The sequence below is a fragment of the Pseudomonas sp. UMAB-08 genome (genome assembly GCF_900095225.1).
Taxonomy (GTDB): domain Bacteria; phylum Pseudomonadota; class Gammaproteobacteria; order Pseudomonadales; family Pseudomonadaceae; genus Aquipseudomonas.
In genome coordinates this window covers 318,709-338,211 of the sequence record NZ_LT607416.1, presented here as the reverse complement: position 1 = coordinate 338,211, position 19,503 = coordinate 318,709, and the positions used below count along the sequence as shown (strand labels likewise).

General features: G+C 58.1%; 16 protein-coding genes and 1 pseudogene. 5 read left to right on the top strand and 12 right to left on the bottom strand.

From position 1 onward, the window contains the following. The first annotated feature begins 38 nt into the window (after nt 1-38). Nucleotides 39-875, top strand: a complete 837-nt coding sequence (locus K0F75_RS07240; protein ID WP_219061320.1) for a TIGR02285 family protein — start codon at nt 39-41, stop codon at nt 873-875. A 185-nt stretch (nt 876-1,060) separates the two neighbouring features. Here K0F75_RS07240 and K0F75_RS07235 read toward each other — a convergent pair whose 3' ends face one another. Next, nucleotides 1,061-1,354: a DUF3509 domain-containing protein gene (locus K0F75_RS07235; RefSeq protein WP_219061167.1), complete on the bottom strand. Its 294-nt coding sequence runs from the start codon at nt 1,352-1,354 to the stop codon at nt 1,061-1,063. A 267-nt stretch (nt 1,355-1,621) separates the two neighbouring features. Between K0F75_RS07235 and K0F75_RS07230 the strand changes: the two genes are divergently transcribed. Continuing rightward, complete coding sequence (locus K0F75_RS07230) at nt 1,622-2,284, top strand: response regulator transcription factor (protein ID WP_219061166.1); 663 nt, start codon at nt 1,622-1,624, stop codon at nt 2,282-2,284. On the opposite strand, the gene K0F75_RS07225 is transcribed toward K0F75_RS07230, so the two are convergent. The 11 genes from K0F75_RS07225 to ffh form a co-directional block, all read right to left on the bottom strand. Continuing rightward, nucleotides 2,249-3,508, bottom strand: coding sequence for an EAL domain-containing protein (locus K0F75_RS07225; RefSeq protein ID WP_219061319.1), 1,260 nt, complete (start codon nt 3,506-3,508; stop codon nt 2,249-2,251). The two genes, K0F75_RS07230 and K0F75_RS07225, sit on opposite strands and share 36 nt — an antisense overlap. A gap of 86 nt (nt 3,509-3,594) precedes the next feature. Continuing rightward, on the bottom strand, nt 3,595-7,143 hold the full coding sequence (locus K0F75_RS07220; RefSeq protein WP_219061318.1) for a transporter substrate-binding domain-containing protein: 3,549 nt from the start codon (nt 7,141-7,143) through the stop codon (nt 3,595-3,597). A 164-nt stretch (nt 7,144-7,307) separates the two neighbouring features. Then, a complete protein-coding gene (gene thrC, locus K0F75_RS07215) occupies nt 7,308-8,732 on the bottom strand; it encodes a threonine synthase (RefSeq protein ID WP_219061165.1) in 1,425 nt (474 codons plus the stop codon). A gap of 46 nt (nt 8,733-8,778) precedes the next feature. After that, nucleotides 8,779-10,083 carry a homoserine dehydrogenase gene (locus K0F75_RS07210; protein WP_219061164.1) on the bottom strand — a complete coding sequence of 435 codons (1,305 nt, stop codon included), beginning with the start codon at nt 10,081-10,083 and terminating at the stop codon, nt 8,779-8,781. Nucleotides 10,084-10,222: 139 nt separating this feature from the next. Next, nucleotides 10,223-10,963: a DsbC family protein gene (locus K0F75_RS07205; protein ID WP_219061163.1), complete on the bottom strand. Its 741-nt coding sequence runs from the start codon at nt 10,961-10,963 to the stop codon at nt 10,223-10,225. A gap of 168 nt (nt 10,964-11,131) precedes the next feature. Further along, a complete protein-coding gene (gene xerD / locus K0F75_RS07200) occupies nt 11,132-12,028 on the bottom strand; it encodes a site-specific tyrosine recombinase XerD (protein ID WP_219061162.1) in 897 nt (298 codons plus the stop codon). Nucleotides 12,029-12,172: 144 nt separating this feature from the next. Further along, nucleotides 12,173-12,523, bottom strand: a complete 351-nt coding sequence (gene rplS, locus K0F75_RS07195) for a 50S ribosomal protein L19 (RefSeq protein WP_219061161.1) — start codon at nt 12,521-12,523, stop codon at nt 12,173-12,175. Nucleotides 12,524-12,566: 43 nt separating this feature from the next. After that, nucleotides 12,567-13,319 (bottom strand): tRNA (guanosine(37)-N1)-methyltransferase TrmD, encoded by a 753-nt coding sequence (gene trmD, locus K0F75_RS07190; protein WP_219061160.1) that lies wholly within the window; start codon nt 13,317-13,319, stop codon nt 12,567-12,569. Nucleotides 13,320-13,324: 5 nt separating this feature from the next. Further along, nucleotides 13,325-13,861 (bottom strand): ribosome maturation factor RimM, encoded by a 537-nt coding sequence (rimM, locus tag K0F75_RS07185; protein ID WP_219061159.1) that lies wholly within the window; start codon nt 13,859-13,861, stop codon nt 13,325-13,327. 5 nt (nt 13,862-13,866) lie between these two features. Beyond that, nucleotides 13,867-14,118, bottom strand: a complete 252-nt coding sequence (rpsP, locus tag K0F75_RS07180; RefSeq protein ID WP_219061317.1) for a 30S ribosomal protein S16 — start codon at nt 14,116-14,118, stop codon at nt 13,867-13,869. A 250-nt stretch (nt 14,119-14,368) separates the two neighbouring features. Next, nucleotides 14,369-15,745, bottom strand: a complete 1,377-nt coding sequence (gene ffh / locus K0F75_RS07175; protein ID WP_219061158.1) for a signal recognition particle protein — start codon at nt 15,743-15,745, stop codon at nt 14,369-14,371. A gap of 234 nt (nt 15,746-15,979) precedes the next feature. On the opposite strand from ffh, the gene K0F75_RS07170 reads away from it, so the two are divergent. From K0F75_RS07170 to K0F75_RS07160, 3 genes and pseudogenes are all read left to right on the top strand, one after another. After that, entirely contained in the window at nt 15,980-16,792 is an 813-nt protein-coding gene (locus tag K0F75_RS07170; protein ID WP_219061157.1) for an inner membrane protein YpjD, read from the top strand. Between the two features lie 12 nt (nt 16,793-16,804). Next, nucleotides 16,805-18,052 carry an HlyC/CorC family transporter gene (locus K0F75_RS07165; RefSeq protein WP_219061156.1) on the top strand — a complete coding sequence of 416 codons (1,248 nt, stop codon included), beginning with the start codon at nt 16,805-16,807 and terminating at the stop codon, nt 18,050-18,052. 104 nt (nt 18,053-18,156) lie between these two features. Beyond that, nucleotides 18,157-19,476, top strand: a pseudogene (locus tag K0F75_RS07160) (MFS transporter). Nucleotides 19,477-19,503 lie beyond the last annotated feature (27 nt).

The window sequence follows — 19,503 nt, the reverse complement described above, 5'->3', positions numbered from 1 at the left end:
GCCACCTACAGGCCGCCAAACCTTGTCTGACGCTCATGCTGGTTCTGGTAGCGCTCATTGGCGTGCCGCGCACCAGCATGGCAAAAGACACGTTGATCTGGTTGCTACGCGATCTACCGCCCTTGACGATCGCTTCAGGCCCGCAGCAGGGCCAAGGTTCGATTGATCGGCTGATGCCGTTGTTGATCGCCCGCATGCCTGAGTTCGACCACCTGCTATTGCGGGTCAATCGCGCCAGGGGCATGCAAATGCTTAATGAGCCCTCCCTCACCTGCGACCCGACGCTGCTCTGGACTCCAGAGCGAGCGAAAACCATCATTTTCTCGATCCCTACGTATGCAGTGGCCAGCAACGGCATCGTCATTCGTCGGGAAGACGCGAGCCGCTTCAGCCCCTTCCTCGAAAACGGCCAGATCGATCTGGTGGCGTTACTGGCGAGCCAGACGATAAAGCTCGGGGTGGTGGCCGAACGCAGTTATGGCCCGGTGATCGATCAAATTGTTCATGGCGCGTCAGGCGCTGACGTCAGCGAGCATTATGGCAACGATGCGGTCGGCAGCCTGTTACAGATGGAGCGCCGGGGCCGCTTGCACGCCTTTATCAGTTACTGGCCAGAAGCCCGCTATCAGGCACAGCATCAAAGCATCAACCCTGAAGAACTGACGTTTTACCCGGTCAAAGGCACCGCCAAATATCAGTTCGCCCATGTCGGTTGTTCAAATACCGAGCGAGGCCGAGAGGCCATAGAGATTATCAACCGCGAAATGCGCGTGTTGCGCGAAAGCACACTTGTCGATCTCTATGCAGAGTGGCTCGACCCGTCGTCCCGCGTGGAATATCTGAAGGATGCCAAGGCGTTTTTCGATAAGCCCTGAGCCTGCGGAAATGCAGACGTTTGCCAAACTATAGACAAAAGAAACCCCGAGCAGCGGGGTAACTAACTCGGGGTCAAACCGTGGTCCCTCGGGACCAGTACGGCAGGCAACAATCACCGGAGCACAATGCCTGAACCTGCCGTACTTAATATGAGGCCTGAATACGACTAAGGTTCCCCGATCAGTCAAATAAAATCCAGAACCGGTCTAAACGCCTGCGCTTGAGCGTGGCGCATGGCCGCAATCACGCAGGGCTCGATACGCCCCTCGGCCACTAACAGGTCTCGGTGAAAACCGTCGACCACATCTGTCAGTTGGCGCTTGTCGCAAAACTGCGCTACACACAGCGTGCGCTCGATCACAATCGCACCCGCCGGGTTTTTCAGGGTCACCAGACGCTCACCCTGAGCACCCGCAGGGCCCAGCGTTGCCTGGTACGGCGTCAGGGCTTCGCTTAGTAGTAAGCTGATATTTTCCATCTAGATCACCACTCAACAGTTTGAATGCAAAGGTGCTTATCAATGACCCCCGGCTTGAGGAAAAAGTTCGTACGCCGTGAGTCGGGGGATTGCCTGCAATCAGGAACCTTGAGCATGCCTGCTGAACATGACAGATAAAAAACAACCGGGTACACCGCCTCGCGACGGAGAGATCAGCCTGCAATACGCTATCAATACGCACGAAGAGCTGCCGATAACCTTGAAGGCAGGTCAAACCCATCTTGCCCATGCAAACGGAGCCTGACCTTGAGTAAGCCCTCTGATCGAACACTGCGCATCATCCTGGCAGACGATCACCCTATTTTCCTGATAGGGCTGCGGGTTGTGCTCGAACAAGGCGGCGACGCTCAGGTAGTCGCCGAGGCCGGCAGCCCGGTGGGGCTCAATGAAGCGCTGAAAAGCTATGCGTGTGATGTGCTGGTGACCGATTTCATGATGCCGGTCGACCAACAGAACGACGGGCTGCGGTTACTGGGGCGGATTCGCCGCGATCATCCGCAATTGCCCATTGTGGTGGTCACCATGCTCAATAACGCAGGACTGTTTAGCTCGATCCTTGCGTTGGGTGTCAATGCGTTGTTGAGCAAAGCCAGCCTGGCGGGCGAGTTGCCTGCCGCAATCCTGAGTATCCGGCAGAACAAACACTACATTGCGGACTCGGTAAAACAGGCTCTGCTCGAAGCCGGCGATTACGGTTCTGACGCTCTGGTATCCCACGAGCAGCTCTCTCCCAAAGAACAGGAAGTCCTGCGTTTACTGGCGGCCGGGCGCTCGGTGGGGGAAATCGCTGCACAGATTAACCGAAGCAAAAAAACGGTCAGCACTCAAAAAGTCAGCGCCATGCGCAAGCTGGGCCTGGCCAACGACGCGTCCTTATTCATTTACCTGCAAGAGCACGGGCTGACCTGAAGTCGAACCCGTACGCTCCGCCATCCAGCTCAGCAGATCGGTCTCGCTCATGGGGCGAGCAATGAAATAACCCTGCACTGCGGGTTTGCCCAGCGCCTGCAAGGCTTGATAGTCATCAGCGGTTTCCACGCCTTCGACCACCACGTTCATCGCCATCCGCCGCGCCATGATCAATGCACCGGCGACCACCGCCGACTTGCGTGCGTCTTCGGCCATGCCACGCACGAATTCGGAGGGAATCTTTAGCTCGGAGAAGGGCAATTGCAGCAAACGCTCAATATTTGAGGCACCCGTGCCAAAGTCGTCGATGGATAATTTGCACCCTTGCAGGCGCAAGCGCATCAAGCTTTCCAGTTGCCAGGTCGACGTGTTCAGCACCGAGCTCTCGACGACTTCCAGGGTCAGCACCTCTGGAGGCAGACCGAAACGCGCCAGCAGCGCCAGGATTTGCTGGGCAAAATCCACATGTTCGAGCATCACTGGCGCGATATTCACCGCCACGGGCAAAGCTTCCCCGCGTGCCTGCAACACCTCGGAGGACAACTTCAACGCCAGTTCCAGCATGCGCCAGGTCAGCGGCGCAATCAGACCCGCATGCTCCACTGCGGCCATGAACCGGCCCGGCGCCAACAGGCCAAACTGCGGGTGCTGCCAGCGGACCAACGCCTCAACGCCCAGTAATGTCCCCTCCAGGCTGACCTTGGGCTGGTAGTGGGCGATCCACTGTTCAGACACTCGGGTATCGTCAATGCGTTGACCGGGGGCTATCGGATACAGCGCTTCCAGTGACAATGACTCTGACACCTGTAACAACGGCAAGCGCGCGGTATCGTGTTCGATGCCCTCGCTGTAAACCTCCAGCAGTTTACGCAGTGCCGTTGCCGACGCGGGCTTTGCCAGGCTGCCAAGCACCCAGAGCCCCTGCTGTCGAGCCAGATGTGCCGCGCCGTCCAGCACGCTGGTGTCGGTGCTGCTGAGAATGATCACTGCACGGGCCTGCCGGGTCTCGGCCAGATGCCGGATCATTTCGAGCCCGTCCGGGCCGTCCATCTGCAAATCGCAGATGGCAATATCGACGCGGCCCCGATTGGTCAACGATTGTTGCGCCGCTGCGACGCTGTCAGCCGCCAGGACGTTGAAGACTTGATTGGCATTGAGCATCTGGTGCAGCGCCATCAGTTGAAACGGATTGTCTTCAAGGATCAGAACGTTAAGAGAGTTCACAGTCATGCCTCGCGGGCCGGAGCAGTTTTAGCCAAAAGTGATCTGTACTTTAAAGGCCCCCGCATCTGTACCCCATAGGACAAGTCCTAAACAGGCGGCACCGGCAAGTGCTGCTGAATGTCGACGCGCAGCTGCCCGATAGCGTCGTCCAGCTTCTGCCACTCCTCGACCAGCGTTACGCGTGATTGCACGCGCACGCTGGCGTCAAGGCTGGCACAGGCCTTCGCCAATGGCACCGCGTCGACCAGACACGCTGCACCCTTCAAACGGTGCAGCGAAGCGCTCAACGTCTTCCAGTCCTGCGCGCTCACCGCAGGCTGCAAAACGGTCCATTCCTGTTCCAGATTTTTCCACAGTTCCAGAAGCAATAGCTGCATCTGCTCATCGTTGGCCCGGGTCATTTGCCGCAAGGACTGGATATCAAACGATTGTACGGGCGCAATATCGGCGAGCAATTGCGCCAGTTGCTCCAGCGGCACGGGCTTGACCAGCAGCCGGTCCATGCCTGCCTGCTCACAGCGCTGGCGTTCATCACTCATGGCGTTGGCGGTGCAACCGATGACCGGACAAGGCCGCAGTTGCTCCCTGGCTTCGATAAGCCGAATGCTTTCGGTCAGGGCATAACCGCTCATGCCTGGCATATTGCAGTCAGTGATAACCCCGTCGAAGTCGCCCTCACGCCAGAGCGTCAAGGCCGACTCAGCACTGTGGGTGGACACCACTTCATGCCCGAGAAACTCAAGCTGTTGAGTCAGTACCAGGCGATTGGCCGACAGATCATCGACAATCAGCAATTGTAATGAACGGCTGACAGCTCGCGACTGAAGAGGCTTGGAGGCTTTGCTCGGCGCTTGGGCGCGGGCCAGCTCCAGTTCAACCGTGACCTGTGTTCCGACCCCCTGCTCGCTCTCAAGGCTGATCTGGCCGCCCATCAATTCCACCAGTTGCCTGCAAATGCTCAACCCCAGACCGGTGCCGCCATATTCGGCTGCGGTATCGCCACTGGCCTGAGAAAACGGCTGGAACAACAGGCTTTGCTGCTGCGCACTGATGCCGACACCGCTGTCCTTGACGCTGATCCGCAAGCAGGGCCGGTGCTGATCAGCACCCATCGCGCTGACACGCATAAGCACCCCGCCTTCGCGGGTGAATTTCAAGGCGTTGCCGAGTAGGTTGTGCAGCACCTGACGCAGACGCATCGGATCAAGCCAGTATTCACCCTCGGCCGGCTCGGCGAACTCCAGCCGCAGCTCAAGGCCCTTCTCCGACGCTTTGGCCTCGAACAGCTTGCAAATGCCTTCAAAGAACGGGCGCAACGGGGTTGCGGCGAGCGTCAATTGCATACTCCCGGATTCGATCTTGGCCAGGTCCAGGCTGTCGCCGATCAGCGCGATCAATTCCTGTGCGGACTGGTACGCGACGTTTAACCCCTCGGACGGCCGCGTGCCCTGACGTAAAGCCTGTTCGCGCTCAAGCTCGAGCAGACCGATGATGGCGCCCATCGGCGTGCGGATTTCATGGCTCATGGTTGCCAAGAAAGCGCTTTTGGCGACGTTGGCCTGCTCTGCCTCCTGCCGCGCCTGGTTGAGCTGGGCTTCCAGTTGCTTACGTTCGGTGATGTCGATCCAGCCACCCAGCAAGCCCTGCAACTGACCATCGGCCCGGTAAAAAGGCACGGTCCACTGATAGGCCTCAATCAACCGGCCAAAGAGCTCCATCTGCCGGTCAGCGAACACCGGTTGCCGGGTTTCCAGCAGTTTCAAGTAATCGGCGTGCATCTGTTCCGCACTCGGACGAGGGATCAAATCCACATCGATCAAGCGCCGGCCACTCATCTGTTCAAAACTGATCCCGAAGCTTTCCTCATAACTGCGGTTGCACGAAATCAACCGACCATCGAGATCCCGCACATAAATCGGGTTGGGGATACCGTCGAGCAAGGCATGCTTGAAGGCCAACTGATCACTGAGCTGTTCCTCGGCCCTGAGCCGCTGGCGAATCTGCACCTTCAGGCGACTGCTCCAGACCAGTGAGACCAAGCCCAGCATCAATGCGACGGCAAGGGTCCAATAAACCCATGGCGGGATGCGTTGCCAGACCGTGGGCTGAGGGATGACCGCACCCAGCCACTTCAGGCGAATAGCCCGTAATTCACCTACGGGAAATTCTTCAAGGGCCTTGTTCAGGATGCTCAGCAGTTCCGGTTGAGTCTCGACCACCGAGAAACGATCAGGAGACCATTGACCCTCAACGCTGCGACCGACTTTCAGCGCGCCCGGCGGTAACAGATAGGCACCCGCCTCATTCTGGATGGTCGCATCGGCCTGACCGTCTTCGACCAACTGACGGGCTTGCTCGTAAGTCTTGACCAATCGAAGCGTGATGTCTGGATGATTGCGCCGGATAAAGTCTTCCAGCGCATGTTTGGCTGGCAGCGCCAGAACCCGTCCCGACAGATCATTCAGGGTCAGCGGCGATGGGTCCTTGCTGCGCATAACGAAAACCCAGGCATTGCCGCCATACGAGTAGGTGAAGTCGAGGAACTTCTTGCGTTCGGCGTTCTCCCCCAAGGTCGTATTCATATCGGCCTGACCGGTACGCAGCAAATGTAGGGTTTCTTCAGTCGAGGACGATTCCTTGTGCGCGAACTGCAGGCCGGTCATGCGCGAAATACGCGCCAGCACGTCCACATTCAGGCCCACCCATTGGCCGTTCTTGTCCTGGTACAGGTATGGGGGATGTTGGCCAGAAGCCACCGTGACATGAGGATGTTTACGGACCCAGCCTTGCTCGGCGGTCGTCAACTTGATGCGTTGCCGGGCAATGTCCGAGCCCAGACCCGTGGTCCAGCGCACGACGACCTCACGCCTGACCGACGGATCAAGGCTCTTGAGCGCACGGTCAATCACAGCAAGCAGGGTTCCGTCTTCTTTGCGAGTGGCGAACGAGAACCCAACCGGCGGCAGCGCACTTTCGGATTTGATCTGTAACCCCAGATAGGGGCGCAAGGCACTGTAGGAGCGCACGATGACTTCGTTGCCGATAAACGCATCGACTTCGCCCTGGCTCAGGGCCTCAAGAGCACTGTAGAGATTAGGCGCCAGGATAATTTCGCTGTCGGGATAAACCGCATGGACCACCTGCGCATCGGCGTAGCCATCAAGCAATACCACTTTCTTACCCTTCAGCCCAGACGGCAGGGTCACGTCACTCCCGCGTCCGACGATCACCGAGCGGTCGGGCATGTAATCGGCGGAAAACGCCAATTCCTTCACGCCGCGCTCGAAGCCATTGGCACTGGTAAGAATATCGATGGTGCCGTTACGCAGGGCGAGAATGGCCTCTTCGCGTCGAGCGAAACCCACAACCTGCATGGGCACCGACAGTGTGCTGCCGATCAGGCTCAGGTAGTCGGCGCTAATGCCCTGATAGCGATTGCGATCACTGGTGATGTCGATCGGCTCGTAATCGGCAATCGAGATACCCACGCGAAGGGGGCGATGCTGATCGAGCCATTGCTGATCCTGAGGGCCCAGGACCATCGGCGGCAGACTCACAAAGGGCGCCACCAGACTGAAAGGCAAACTTTGCGCAGCGGGCGCGGCCTGACTCAGGAATAACAGCATCCACAGCAGGGCTGTGTGCAGAATGCTTTTGTTTGTGGCACTCATACCGTGCCTGCTGACTTTCTTCACCGCAGTCTTCCCGTCCGTAGGGATCCAAAACCCCCGGAGTGTGGCACGCAAAAACAAAAAAGCCCGCCAAATGGCGGGCCTGATCTTGTTACACGACGATACCGTCAGAGCGGTTTGCCGCGATTACCGTGCTGGCTGACAAAGGCCTGTATGGCTTTAAGGTCATTTGGCAGAACGGTGCACTTCTCTTTTCGCTCAAACAAATCAGCCAAATGTGCAGGCAGCTCAAGGGCTTTTCCTACACCGGCTTTCTCCACTGCATCCGGGAACTTGACCGGATGCGCGGTCCCCAGAATCACCATCGGCGTATCCAGACTGCGACGGCAATCGCGGGCAGCCTTGACCCCAATGGCGGTGTGCGGATCAAGCACTTCGCCCGTCTGCGCGAACACTTCGGCGATGGTCTCGCAGGTCTGTTCATCGCTGACCGCCAGGGAATCGAACAGCTTGCGGGTTTCGGTCCAGCGGTCTTCATCGACGCTAAACGTACCGGTCTGCTTGAAGGTGTCCATCAAGCCAGCGATGGCTGCGCCATTGCGCCCGTGCATATCGAACAGCAAACGCTCGAAGTTCGACGACACCATGATGTCCATGGACGGCGACAAGGTCGCGTGCAGGGTTTCCTTGGAGTACTGATTGCCGCTCATGAAGCGGTGCAGGATGTCATTGCGGTTGGTGGCGACGATCAGCTGGCTGATCGGCAAGCCCATGTTGCGTGCCAGGTAACCGGCGAAAATATCGCCGAAGTTACCGGTTGGAACCGAGAACGCCACCGAACGTGCCGGCCCACCGAGCTGCAGGGCCGCATGAAAGTAGTACACGATCTGGGCCATGATCCGTGCCCAGTTGATCGAGTTGACCGCAACCAGACGCGTGCCCTTGAGGAAGTCCTGATCGGCGAAGCTGTCTTTGACCATCTCCTGGCAGTCATCGAAGTTGCCTTCGACGGCGATGTTGTGGATGTTCTCGCCGAAGATGGTGGTCATCTGCCGACGCTGAACTTCCGAAACACGATTGTTAGGATGCAGGATGAAGATGTCGACGTTGTCGCAACGACGGCAACCTTCGATGGCGGCCGAGCCGGTATCACCGGAGGTCGCGCCCAGAATCACTACGCGCTCGCCACGCTTGGCCAACACATAATCGAGTAAACGTCCGAGCAGTTGCAGAGCGAAGTCCTTGAAGGCCAAGGTCGGACCATGGAACAACTCAAGCACCCACTCATTGCCATTCAATGGGCGCAGCGGGGCAATACCGCTGTGGGCGAAGACGCCCCCCTCTCCCGACGAATAGGTTTCTTCCAGAATCTTTTTGAAATCGGCGTCCGGGATACTGCCGGTAACGAAAGGACGCATGACCCGGAAAGCAAGCTCGTGGTACGGCAGGCCAGCCCATGAAGCGATTTCTTCCTGGGTAAAGCGCGGCAGGTTTTCCGGCACATACAGGCCGCCATCACTGGCAAGGCCAGCGAGCAGCACGTCTTCGAAATTCAGGGCTGGCGCTTGGCCGCGGGTACTGATGTAACGCATGATTATTCCTCTCTAAAACAAGAGCTGCTTGATTCGATAGCCGCGGTTAGTTCAGCTGTTCAACACGAATACGCACTACGCTGCCAACCACATCCTGCAAGGCTTCAAGGGCTGTGATCGCGTCGTTCATACGCTGTTCGAGCACGCTGTGGGTCAGCAGAATCATTGGCACCAGACCGTCGTGCTCTTCGACCTCTTTCTGCATGATCGATTCGATGTTGATCCCGCGCTCGGACAGAATGCTCGCCACTTGCGCCAGAACACCCGGGTGATCCTTGGCCTGAATTCGCAGGTAGTAAGCACTTTCGCAGGCTTCGATCGGCAGAATCGGGTGATCGGACAACGAGTCTGGCTGGAAGGCCAGGTGCGGTACACGGTTCTCTGGATCCGAGGTCATGGCGCGAACCACGTCGACCAGATCGGCAACCACTGAGGAAGCGGTAGGCTCCATGCCTGCACCCGCGCCGTAGAACAGGGTCGAACCCGCGGCATCACCATTGACCATCACCGCGTTCATCACGCCATTGACGTTGGCGATCAGGCGGTCAGACGGGATCAAGGTCGGGTGAACCCGCAGCTCGATGCCCGCAGCCGTGCGACGTGCCACGCCCAGGTGCTTGATGCGGTAGCCCAACGCTTCGGCGTAGTTCACGTCGGCGGTGGTCAGCTTGGTGATGCCTTCGGTGTAGGCCTTGTCGAACTGCAGCGGAATGCCAAAGGCAATCGACGCAAGAATGGTCAGTTTGTGCGCGGCGTCGATACCTTCGACGTCGAAAGTCGGATCGGCTTCGGCATAACCCAGAGCCTGGGCTTCGGCCAGCACGTCAGCAAAGGTGCGGCCCTTTTCGCGCATTTCGGTGAGGATGAAGTTGCCAGTGCCGTTGATGATCCCGGCGACCCAGTTGATGCGGTTGGCCGACAGGCCTTCACGGATCGCCTTGATCACTGGAATGCCACCGGCAACAGCGGCTTCGAACGCAACGATCACGCCCTTCTCGCGGGCTTTGGCGAAGATTTCATTACCGTGCACGGCGATCAGTGCCTTGTTGGCAGTGACGACATGCTTGCCGTTCTCGATGGCCAGCAGGACCAGATCACGGGCAACGGTGTAGCCACCGATCAGCTCGATGACGATATCGATTTCAGGATTGGTCGCGACGGCAAAGACGTCGTGGGTAATGGGGGTACCGGTAATCTGGCAGAGGGGATTTGGCGTACGCATGGCAATTTGCGCTACTTCGATTTCACGGCCGGCGCGGCGGGAAATCTCCTCGGCGTTACGCTGAAGTACGTTGAAGGTACCGCCACCGACAGTACCCAGCCCACAGATGCCTACTTTGACCGGTTTCACTATGAAGTCCCCATAAAACGGCCGACGCGAGGCCGGCCGTGGAAAACAGCCACCTGCTATGAGGTGGCTCGCTGTTTAATAAAGCGACGGTAAACCCGCGGCTCCATGATCGTCAAAAGCTAACCCTGGCGAAGCAGGATTATTGGGTGCTCAATGCCAGCTTGGCCACTTGCTTGGCCGGCTGATAGCCCGGAATCACCTGACCGTCCGCCAGCACGATGGCTGGCGTGCCATTGACACCAATCGATTGGCCTATGGCAAATTGCTTCGACACGGGATTGGCGCATTTCGGTGCTTCGATATTCTTGCCGGTGACCATGCGGTCCATGGCGCCTTTGCGGTCCTTGGAGCACCAGACCGCCTGCAGTTGCTCATCGCCCGGCGAGCCCAGGCCCTGACGCGGGAAGGCAACGTAGCGCACTTCAATCCCCAGACGGTTCAGCTCGGGGACTTCAGCGTGCAGCTTGTGGCAATACGGGCAGGTGGTATCCGTGAACACGGTGATGTGCGATTTGGTTTCGCCGATGGCCGGGTAGACCACCATGTCACCGGCAGGAATGCCGTTGATGGTTTTCGAGATAGCCAGGCGTTCGGTCTTCTCGGTCAGGTTGACCGGTTTACCGTCCTTGATCTGGAACAGATAACCCTGCATCACGAACTGGCCGTCAGCGCTGGCATACAGCACGCGACCGCCCTTGAGTTTGACTTCGTACAAACCGCTCAGCGGGCTGCTGGCAATACTGTCGACTGGCAGCTCGAGCTGCAGCGTTTCAAGGGCCTTGCGGATGGCTTTATCGGCGGCATCATCCGCCTGAGCGAACATACTGAGCGTACTGGCCAGCGCAATAACTGCGGCGGCGAAAATCCGGGTCACGCGCATGGAGACTCCTTGAACGGTGGACAGATGGGCGCTGCTGAAAACGGCGGTCATGGAGGACCGAAGGTGTTTTAGTGCTGCCCAATTTTCGAAACCGGCAAAGCCTATCACATAAGGGCTGTCAGGCCGACTGAGAGTGACGCAGGACACCTCTCGGGCAGGCCTGCACCATCAGCCACGAGGGTGATGCTTTGCATGTATTTCCTGCAATCTTGCGCGCGCTACATGAGTGTATATCTGCGTCGTGGACAAATCACTGTGCCCCAACAGCATCTGCACCACACGCAGGTCAGCACCGTGGTTGAGCAGATGGGTAGCAAAGGCATGGCGCAAGGTATGCGGCGAAAGGGACTTGCCGATTCCGGCGACCTTCGCCTGGTGCTTGATGCGATGCCAGAACGTCTGGCGGGTCATCTGTTCACCGCGCAGACTTGGGAACAGCACATCACTGGGCCGCCCGTTCAGCAGCTCCCACCGGGCATCACGCAGGTAGCGCTCGACCCAGACAATCGCCTCCTCCCCCATGGGCACCAGTCGTTCCTTGCTGCCCTTGCCCATGACCCGCACGACGCCCTGCCGCAAGTTGACTTGTTCAAGGGTCAAACTGATCAGTTCAGTGACGCGCAAGCCGCAGGCGTACAGCACTTCAAGCATCGCCCGATCACGCTGACCGATGGCCTCGCCAAGATCCGGTGCGGCCAACAGCGCTTCAACGTCGGCTTCGGACAATGACTTGGGTAAGGGCCTGCCCAGTTGCGGCATGTCCACTTGCAGGGTCGGGTCTACCTGGATCAGTTTTTCCCGCAGCAAAAACCGATAAAACCCACGCAGGCCTGACAGAAAGCGCGCCGTCGAACGGGGTTTGTACGCTTTGTCCAGGCGCCAGGCCAGGTGATCGAGAATCAGCTCTCGACCCGCGCTACTCAATTCAACGCCTTGCTCCTGCAACCAGCCATTGAATAAGGCCAGATCACTGCGATAAGCCTCACGAGTGTTATCCGACAGGCCTTTCTCCAGCCATAACGCGTCGAGAAAACGGTCAATCAGCGGGTGGTCGATAGCGGGCATGTTATTCAGGACTTCTGCAATAAAGGCGGCGACAGTGTTCCACACCGGGTCATGGCGCGGCGAGCGTTGCCTGAAGGAGATTAAAAATCGGGCAACAAAAAAGCAGCCCTTAGGCTGCTTTTTTTTGCATCGGAAAGACTGAACTTAAGACAGTTTTTCTTTGATGCGAGCTGCTTTACCGGACAGGTCACGCAGGTAGTACAGTTTGGCTTTGCGAACGTCACCGCGACGTTTCACAGCCATGCTGTCGATTTGCGGGCTGTAAGTCTGGAAAGTACGCTCTACGCCAACACCGTTGGAGATTTTACGAACAGTGAAAGCACTGTTCACACCACGGTTACGCTTGGCAATCACAACGCCTTCGAACGCTTGCAGACGCGAACGGTCGCCTTCCTTCACTTTCACCTGAACGACAATAGTGTCGCCCGGGGCAAAGGGAGGGATCTCTTTAGTCATCTGCTCAGCTTCGAGTTGCAGAATGATTTTGTTAGTCATGCTGTGCTCCTAAGGCAGATCATCAGGATCTACCATCGATACGTTAACTATCGTCCCGCTCGCGGAGATACTCCGCCAGCAGCTTCTTCTCTTCTCCAGAAAGCGAGCGGCTTTCCAGAAGATCGGCGCGTCGTTCATAGGTCCGCCCAAGGGACTGCTGTAAACGCCAACGCCGGATGTGCGCGTGATTGCCACTTAGCAACACGTCGGGAACACGCTGATCCGCATACACCTCCGGTCGGGTGTAATGCGGGCAATCCAGCAGACCATCCGTGAAGGAATCTTCCTCCGCGGAGTCCGCATGCCCTAAAGCTCCAGGCAGCAGCCGCGTAACCGCGTCTATCAGGACCATCGCCGGCAGCTCGCCACCGGAAAGTACATAGTCACCAATCGACCACTCTTCATCGACATGAGCTTCAATGAAACGCTCGTCAATGCCTTCATAACGACCTGCGATGAGGATAAATGCCTCCCCTTGCGCCAGTTCGCGTACCGCCGACTGAGTCAGTTGGCGGCCTTGTGGCGACAGGTAAATAACCTTCGCCGCATCCCCTGCTGCCTGCCTGGCCTGAACCAAAGCGTCTTCAAGGGGCTTGATCTTCATCACCATGCCCGGACCACCGCCAAATGGGCGATCGTCCACAGTGTGATGTCGATCTGTGGTGTAGTCCCGCGGATTCCAACAAGTCAGCTGTAAAAGCCCTTGTTTCACCGCACGGCTGGTAATGCCGTAGTCGCTGATGGCGGAAAACATCTCGGGGAACAGACTGATCACTTCTACGCGTAGGCTAGCCATGTCGCTTAGAAGTCCGCATCCCAATCCACCTTCATCTCGCCAGCACCCAGGTCGACTGCCAACACGCATTGCTCTGTATAGGGCAACAAGCGTTCGCGATCATCCAGACTGCCTGCACAAGGCTTGACCACCATTACATCGTTCGAGCCAGTTTCCAGAAGGTGATCGATTTTCCCGAGCAATTGCCCAAGGTGGTCGATGACCTTAAGACCTTCCAGCTGGTACCAGTAGTACTCGCCGTCGGTCAGATCAGGGAACAGGTTGCGCGGCACGCAGACCTCAAAACCGGACAGAAGACGAGCTTCCTCACGATCATCGAGACCTTTGAGCTTTACGACCAGGAACTTGTTTTGCAAGCGTCCGCTGACCAGCTCTACCTGTCGCACATCGCCTTCGCGCCGAAGCGTCCAGGTTTTGTAATCCAACAGGTTTCCAATCGGATCAGTAAAGGAATACACCTTCACTTCGCCGCGAACGCCATGAATAGAATAAATCTTGCCGATAACGATCAAATCTTCGGCTACTGCAGGCGTCGCGTTCATATTGCTCAGGCCGCAGCCTTAGCATTTTCCTTCAACAACTGAGCAACACGCTCAGAAGGTTGTGCACCAACGCTCAACCAGTAAGTCACGCGTTCTTCGTTCACGGACAAACGGACTTCTTGACCACGGGCAACCGGGTTGAAGAAACCAACTTGTTCTTTGTGTGAACCGTCGCGCGGGTTGCGGCTGTCGGTCACGGTGAGGTGGTAAAACGGGCGCTTTTTGGAGCCGCCAAGGGCGAGACGGATGGTTAGCATGTGGACATCGTTCCTGTAGTCGGTGCTGCAAATCTTAAGATGCACAGCGGGCATAGGTGCCCGAAAGGCCGCATATTCTAAGGAATATCCGGACATTTGCAAATGTCTTTTTCCGGCGCCTATCGGCATGCCATCCAGATCTGCTATGGAGCCGCTGCGAACAGCGGCTTATCAACCCTGCAAAAAGCAGGGTTACTGGAGGTCACCCTCCGTGTGGGGATGCGCGAAAAGAGTCTCCCGCGCGACGCAATCACATCTTCGGCATGCCGCCGCCGGGCAACATTCCGCCCATGCCGCGCATCATTTTTGCCATACCGCCTTTGGCGGAGAATTTCTTCATCATCTTCTGCATCTGCTTGTGCTGCTTGATCAGACGCCCGATATCCTGCACCTGAGTACCTGAACCCATGGAGATCCGGCGCTTGCGCGAGCCGCTGATCAGGTCCGGGTCACGGCGTTCGGCCGGGGTCATCGAGTTGATGATGGCTTCCATCTGCTTGAACTGCTTTTCAGCGGCGCTCTGAGCATTGCCCATCTGCGCCAGATTCACCCCACCAATGTTCGGCAGTTTGTCCATGAGCCCGCCGAGGCCGCCCATGCTTTTCATTTGTTGCAACTGATCGCGGAAGTCTTCGAGGTCGAAGCCTTTGCCCTTCTTCAGTTTTTTCGCCAGTTTATCGGCTTTGTCTTTGTCGAGAGTCTGTTCGGCCTGCTCGATCAGGCTGAGTACATCGCCCATACCAAGGATGCGCGAGGCGATCCGGTCCGGGTGGAACGGTTCGAGGGCGTCGCTTTTCTCGCCCATACCGATGAACTTGATCGGTTTGCCAGTGATCGCACGCACCGACAGCGCCGCACCGCCACGAGCATCACCGTCGACTTTGGTGAGGATCACACCGGTCAATGGCAACGCATCGCCAAAGGCCTTGGCGGTGTTGGCAGCATCCTGACCCGTCATGGCGTCAACCACGAACAGCGTCTCAGCCGGCTTGGTTGCCGCGTGCAACGCCTGAATCTCGCCCATCATCTCGACATCGATGTGCAAGCGACCGGCGGTATCGACGATCACCACGTCGATGAATTTGAGCGTGGCCTCTTTAATGGCCGCCAGCGCGATCTCTACCGGCTTCTGGCTGATATCGGACGGAAAGAACGTCACGCCGATGTCGTTGGCCAGGGTTTCCAGCTGCTTGATGGCCGCAGGACGATAAACGTCCACCGAGACCACCATCACGCTTTTCTTTCTGCGCTCTTTGAGAAAGCGCGCCAGCTTGCCGGCGGTGGTGGTTTTACCTGCGCCCTGCAAGCCCGCCATCAAGACGACGGCCGGTGGCGTGACGTTGAGGACCAGATCTTCGTTGGCCGCCCCCATCAACTCTTCGAGCTCGGCCTGGACGATCTTCACGAACGCCTGGCCCGGCGTCAGGCTGCGCGACACCTCGGTACCGACAGCCCGGTCCTTGACCTTATTGACGAAGTCTTTAACCACCGGCAATGCAACGTCGGCTTCAAGCAAAGCCATGCGCACTTCACGCAGGGTATCTTTGATGTTGTCCTCGGTCAGCTTCGCCTTGCCGGTAACATGGCGTAGCGTCTGCGAGAGGCGGTCTGTAAGGTTTTCAAACATGCGCGATCCTTTCAGGCTCTAGTTGAACCCCGGTTGGTGCGGTCCGGCTCGTGGTGGTCTGCTGCTGAAAACAACGGCTAAAAACAGTGTTCGACGAGCCTGCGACTTGAGCAGGTGACGGATTATAGCGAAGACTCTGCTGGACGGACACCTTCGAGTCTGCTTCTGTAGTCTTTCGTGAAATGTCGGTTCTATGCCAAACTCAACGCCTTTCGGGCTTGCCTAACAGGATTTATGCTTCCCTTGTCACCCAGCTTGCTTCCCAGTCTCGCCGCCGCCTGCTTATATGCCGCTGCGACCCTTTATCAAAGCATCCGCCTGCGCCAAGGTGCAAAGGTGGATAAACGTCTACTTTGCCTGCTCGGCGGCTTCGCTGTAATCGCTCACGGGCTCAGTCTTTACACCCAGCTGATTACACCCGTCGGCCTGGGCTTGGACTTTTTCAGTGCCGCGAGCCTGATTGCAGTCGCGGTCATTGCCCTGACCATGCTCGCCTGTGCGCGAATACCGGTGGAGAACCTGTTGGTGCTGCTGCTCCCGCTCGGGCTGGCGACGGTGCTGCTTGCGCAGTTCGCGCCTACCGGCACGGTACAGCCCATTGATGAAGCGCCAGGCATTCTGGCCCACATCCTGCTGTCGATCCTGGCATACGGCATGTTCACCATCGCGGTGTTTCAGGCCTTGCTGGTACTGGTGCAAGATCACCAGCTCAAGCACAAACGCCCGTCCGGACTGATCAAGAACTTCCCGCCACTGCAAACCATGGAAAGCCTGCTGTTCGGTTTCCTCTGGGCCGGATGGGGGCTGCTCTCGCTGTCACTGATCTCGGGCTGGTTGTTTGTCGAAAACCTGTTCGCCCAGCACCTGGTGCACAAAACACTCCTCGCCTGCCTGGCCTGGGTGGTTTTCAGCGTGCTGCTGTGGGGACGTAACCGTCTCGGCTGGCGTGGGCACAAGGCAATTCGCTGGACTCTGGGCGGTTTCTGCCTGCTGATGCTGGCGTATTTCGGCAGCAAGCTGGTACGCGAATTCATTCTGCACATCTGACGGGCGCTGATCATGGATAACCTGCCCATCGGCCCGATGCTTGGTGTATTGGCCCTGCTGATTCTTTGGTCCGGCCTGCTCACTGCGGTCGACGCCGCACACCAGTACCTCAAGGCTGCGCGTCCAAATGGCCGCGCCACTGACACCGCCACGCCAAAGCTGGCGTTTGAGCTGGCCAGCCTGATCCTGAGCAACACCCTGATCAAAGTGCTGATCACCATCATCAGCATGCTGCTGGCGCTGCACTTCTGGAACAACAACGGGCCGACGCTGGCATGGATAGGCGTCAGCAGTGCGTTGTTGATTTTTGCCGAGTTCATCCCTCGCACCCTGGCCGCACGTTACCCTGAAGCCATTTTGATCCTGGGCAACAGCCTCCTGCGCCTGCCCATGACGCTGCTCTTTCCCCTAGCCTGGCTGTTCTCCGCCATCGCCTGCACGCTGCTGCGACCGTTCGGCATTGCCGCCAAGCCGAAAGCCCGTAAAAAAGATACCGACGTACCGCTGGCAGTCTTGCTTCATGACAGCGAGCAGGATCAACGGCCTGGCCGTTCGCATGTGCTATCGGGCATTCACGCGCTGGACAGCATCACCGTGAACGACATTCTGGTGCCGCGTAGCGAAGTCGACGGCATCAATCTGGATGACCCGATCCAGCGCATCATCGAACAACTGATCATCTCCCGCCACACGCGGCTGCCGGTGTATCACAACGATATCAACCAGGTAGAAGGCGTCGTCAATACACGCCAGATCAGCCATTTGCTGCCGCGGGCGCAGCTGACCAAGGACGACTTGGTAGCGGCCTGTTACGAACCCTATTTCGTCCCCGAAAGCACCCCTCTGCAACTGCAACTGCTGAATTTTCACAAGCAACAGCGCCGCCTGGGCGTGGTCGTCGACGAGTACGGCGAAGTGCTTGGCATTGTCAGCCTGGAAGACATCCTCGAAGAAATCGTCGGTGAGTTTGAAAACGAACAAAGCTTCGACAATCCGCATATCCACCCGCAAGCCGACGGCCGCCTGGTGATTGATGGCACTGCGTCTATTCGCGAATTGAATAAAAGTCTCGGCTGGCACCTGCCTTCCGATGGCCCGAAAACCCTCAATGGCCTGGTCACCGAAGCACTGGAAACCATTCCAGACAGCTCGGTGTGCCTGAAGATCGGTCCGTACCGCCTGGAAATTCTCGAAACCGAAGACAATCGGGTCACCCGAGTCCTGATGTGGCAGAACAGCAGCACCCGCGCCGTCGCTTAAGCGCTTGCCGGTCGTGCCGGCTGCTCGCCGCCCAGACCGAAACAAGCGCCACTCGCTGAACCTCGGCGACATCATAAAAACAAAAATCCAACAGGGACATTCGGATGACCAATAGCACCACTGTCGACAACGACGCCGTAGTGACCAAACCGGCCAACTCAGCCCGTCGCGTGGCCGTTGCCAGCTTCATCGGCACCGCCATCGAGTTCTACGATTTTTACGTGTATGCCACGGCGGCCGCTCTGGTCATCGGCCCGGTATTCTTCCCACAGACTTCAGGCACCGCGCAAATGATGTCGGCGTTCCTGACCTTCGGCATCGCCTTTCTTGCGCGGCCGCTGGGCTCGGCTTTGTTCGGCCATTTTGGCGACCGCGTCGGCCGCAAATCGACATTGGTGGCCTCGCTCTTGCTGATGGGCATCTGCACCACCCTGATCGGCGTGCTGCCAGGCTATGCGACGATTGGCGCCTGGGCCCCGATTCTGTTGTGCGTACTGCGCTTCGGCCAAGGGCTGGGGCTAGGCGGCGAATGGGGCTGAGCGGCATTGCTCGCTACCGAAAACGCACCCAAGGGCAAGCGCGCCTGGTTTGGCATGTTCCCGCAGTTGGGCCCATCGATCGGGTTCCTGGCGGCCAACGGCTTGTTCCTGACCCTGGCCATGACGCTGAACGACGAACAGTTCCGCTCCTGGGGCTGGCGCATTCCGTTTTTGCTCAGCGCGCTACTGGTGATGGTTGGCCTGTACGTCCGGCTCAAGCTTGAAGAAACGCCGGTGTTCGCCAAGGCCATCGCACGGCATGAACGGGTCAAGATGCCATTGGTCGAGCTTCTCAGCCAATACTGGCGTCCGATGCTGCTGGGCGCGGCGTCGATGGTGGTCTGCTACGCACTGTTCTACATCTCGACCGTGTTCTCCCTGAGCTATGGCGTAACGACGCTCGGCTACAGCCGCGAAACATTCCTCGGACTGCTGTGCTTCGCCGTGCTGTTCATGGCAGCAGCCACACCATTGGCGGCCTGGGCCAGCGACCGTTTCGGGCGCAAACCGGTGCTGATCATTGGCGGTGTGCTGGCGATCCTGTCCGGCTTCACCATGGAGCCCTTGCTGACTTACGGCACTACGTGGGCCGTTGCGCTGTTCCTGTGCATCGAGTTGTTCTTGATGGGCGTGACCTTCGCGCCGATGGGCGCCCTGCTGCCTGAGCTGTTTCCGACGCGCGTGCGTTATACCGGCGCCTCTGCGGCGTACAACCTGGGCGGTATCGTGGGGGCGTCAGTGGCGCCCTTCTTCGCCCAGAAACTGGTGGCGATGGGCGGCTTGAGCTGGGTCGGCGGGTATGTGTCGGCAGCAGCCTTGCTCAGCTTGATCGCTGTGCTGTGCCTGAAAGAGACGCGGGAAAACGATCTGGACCGAATTGCCTGACGCATCTCGCCAGGCAATTCGCAGCTG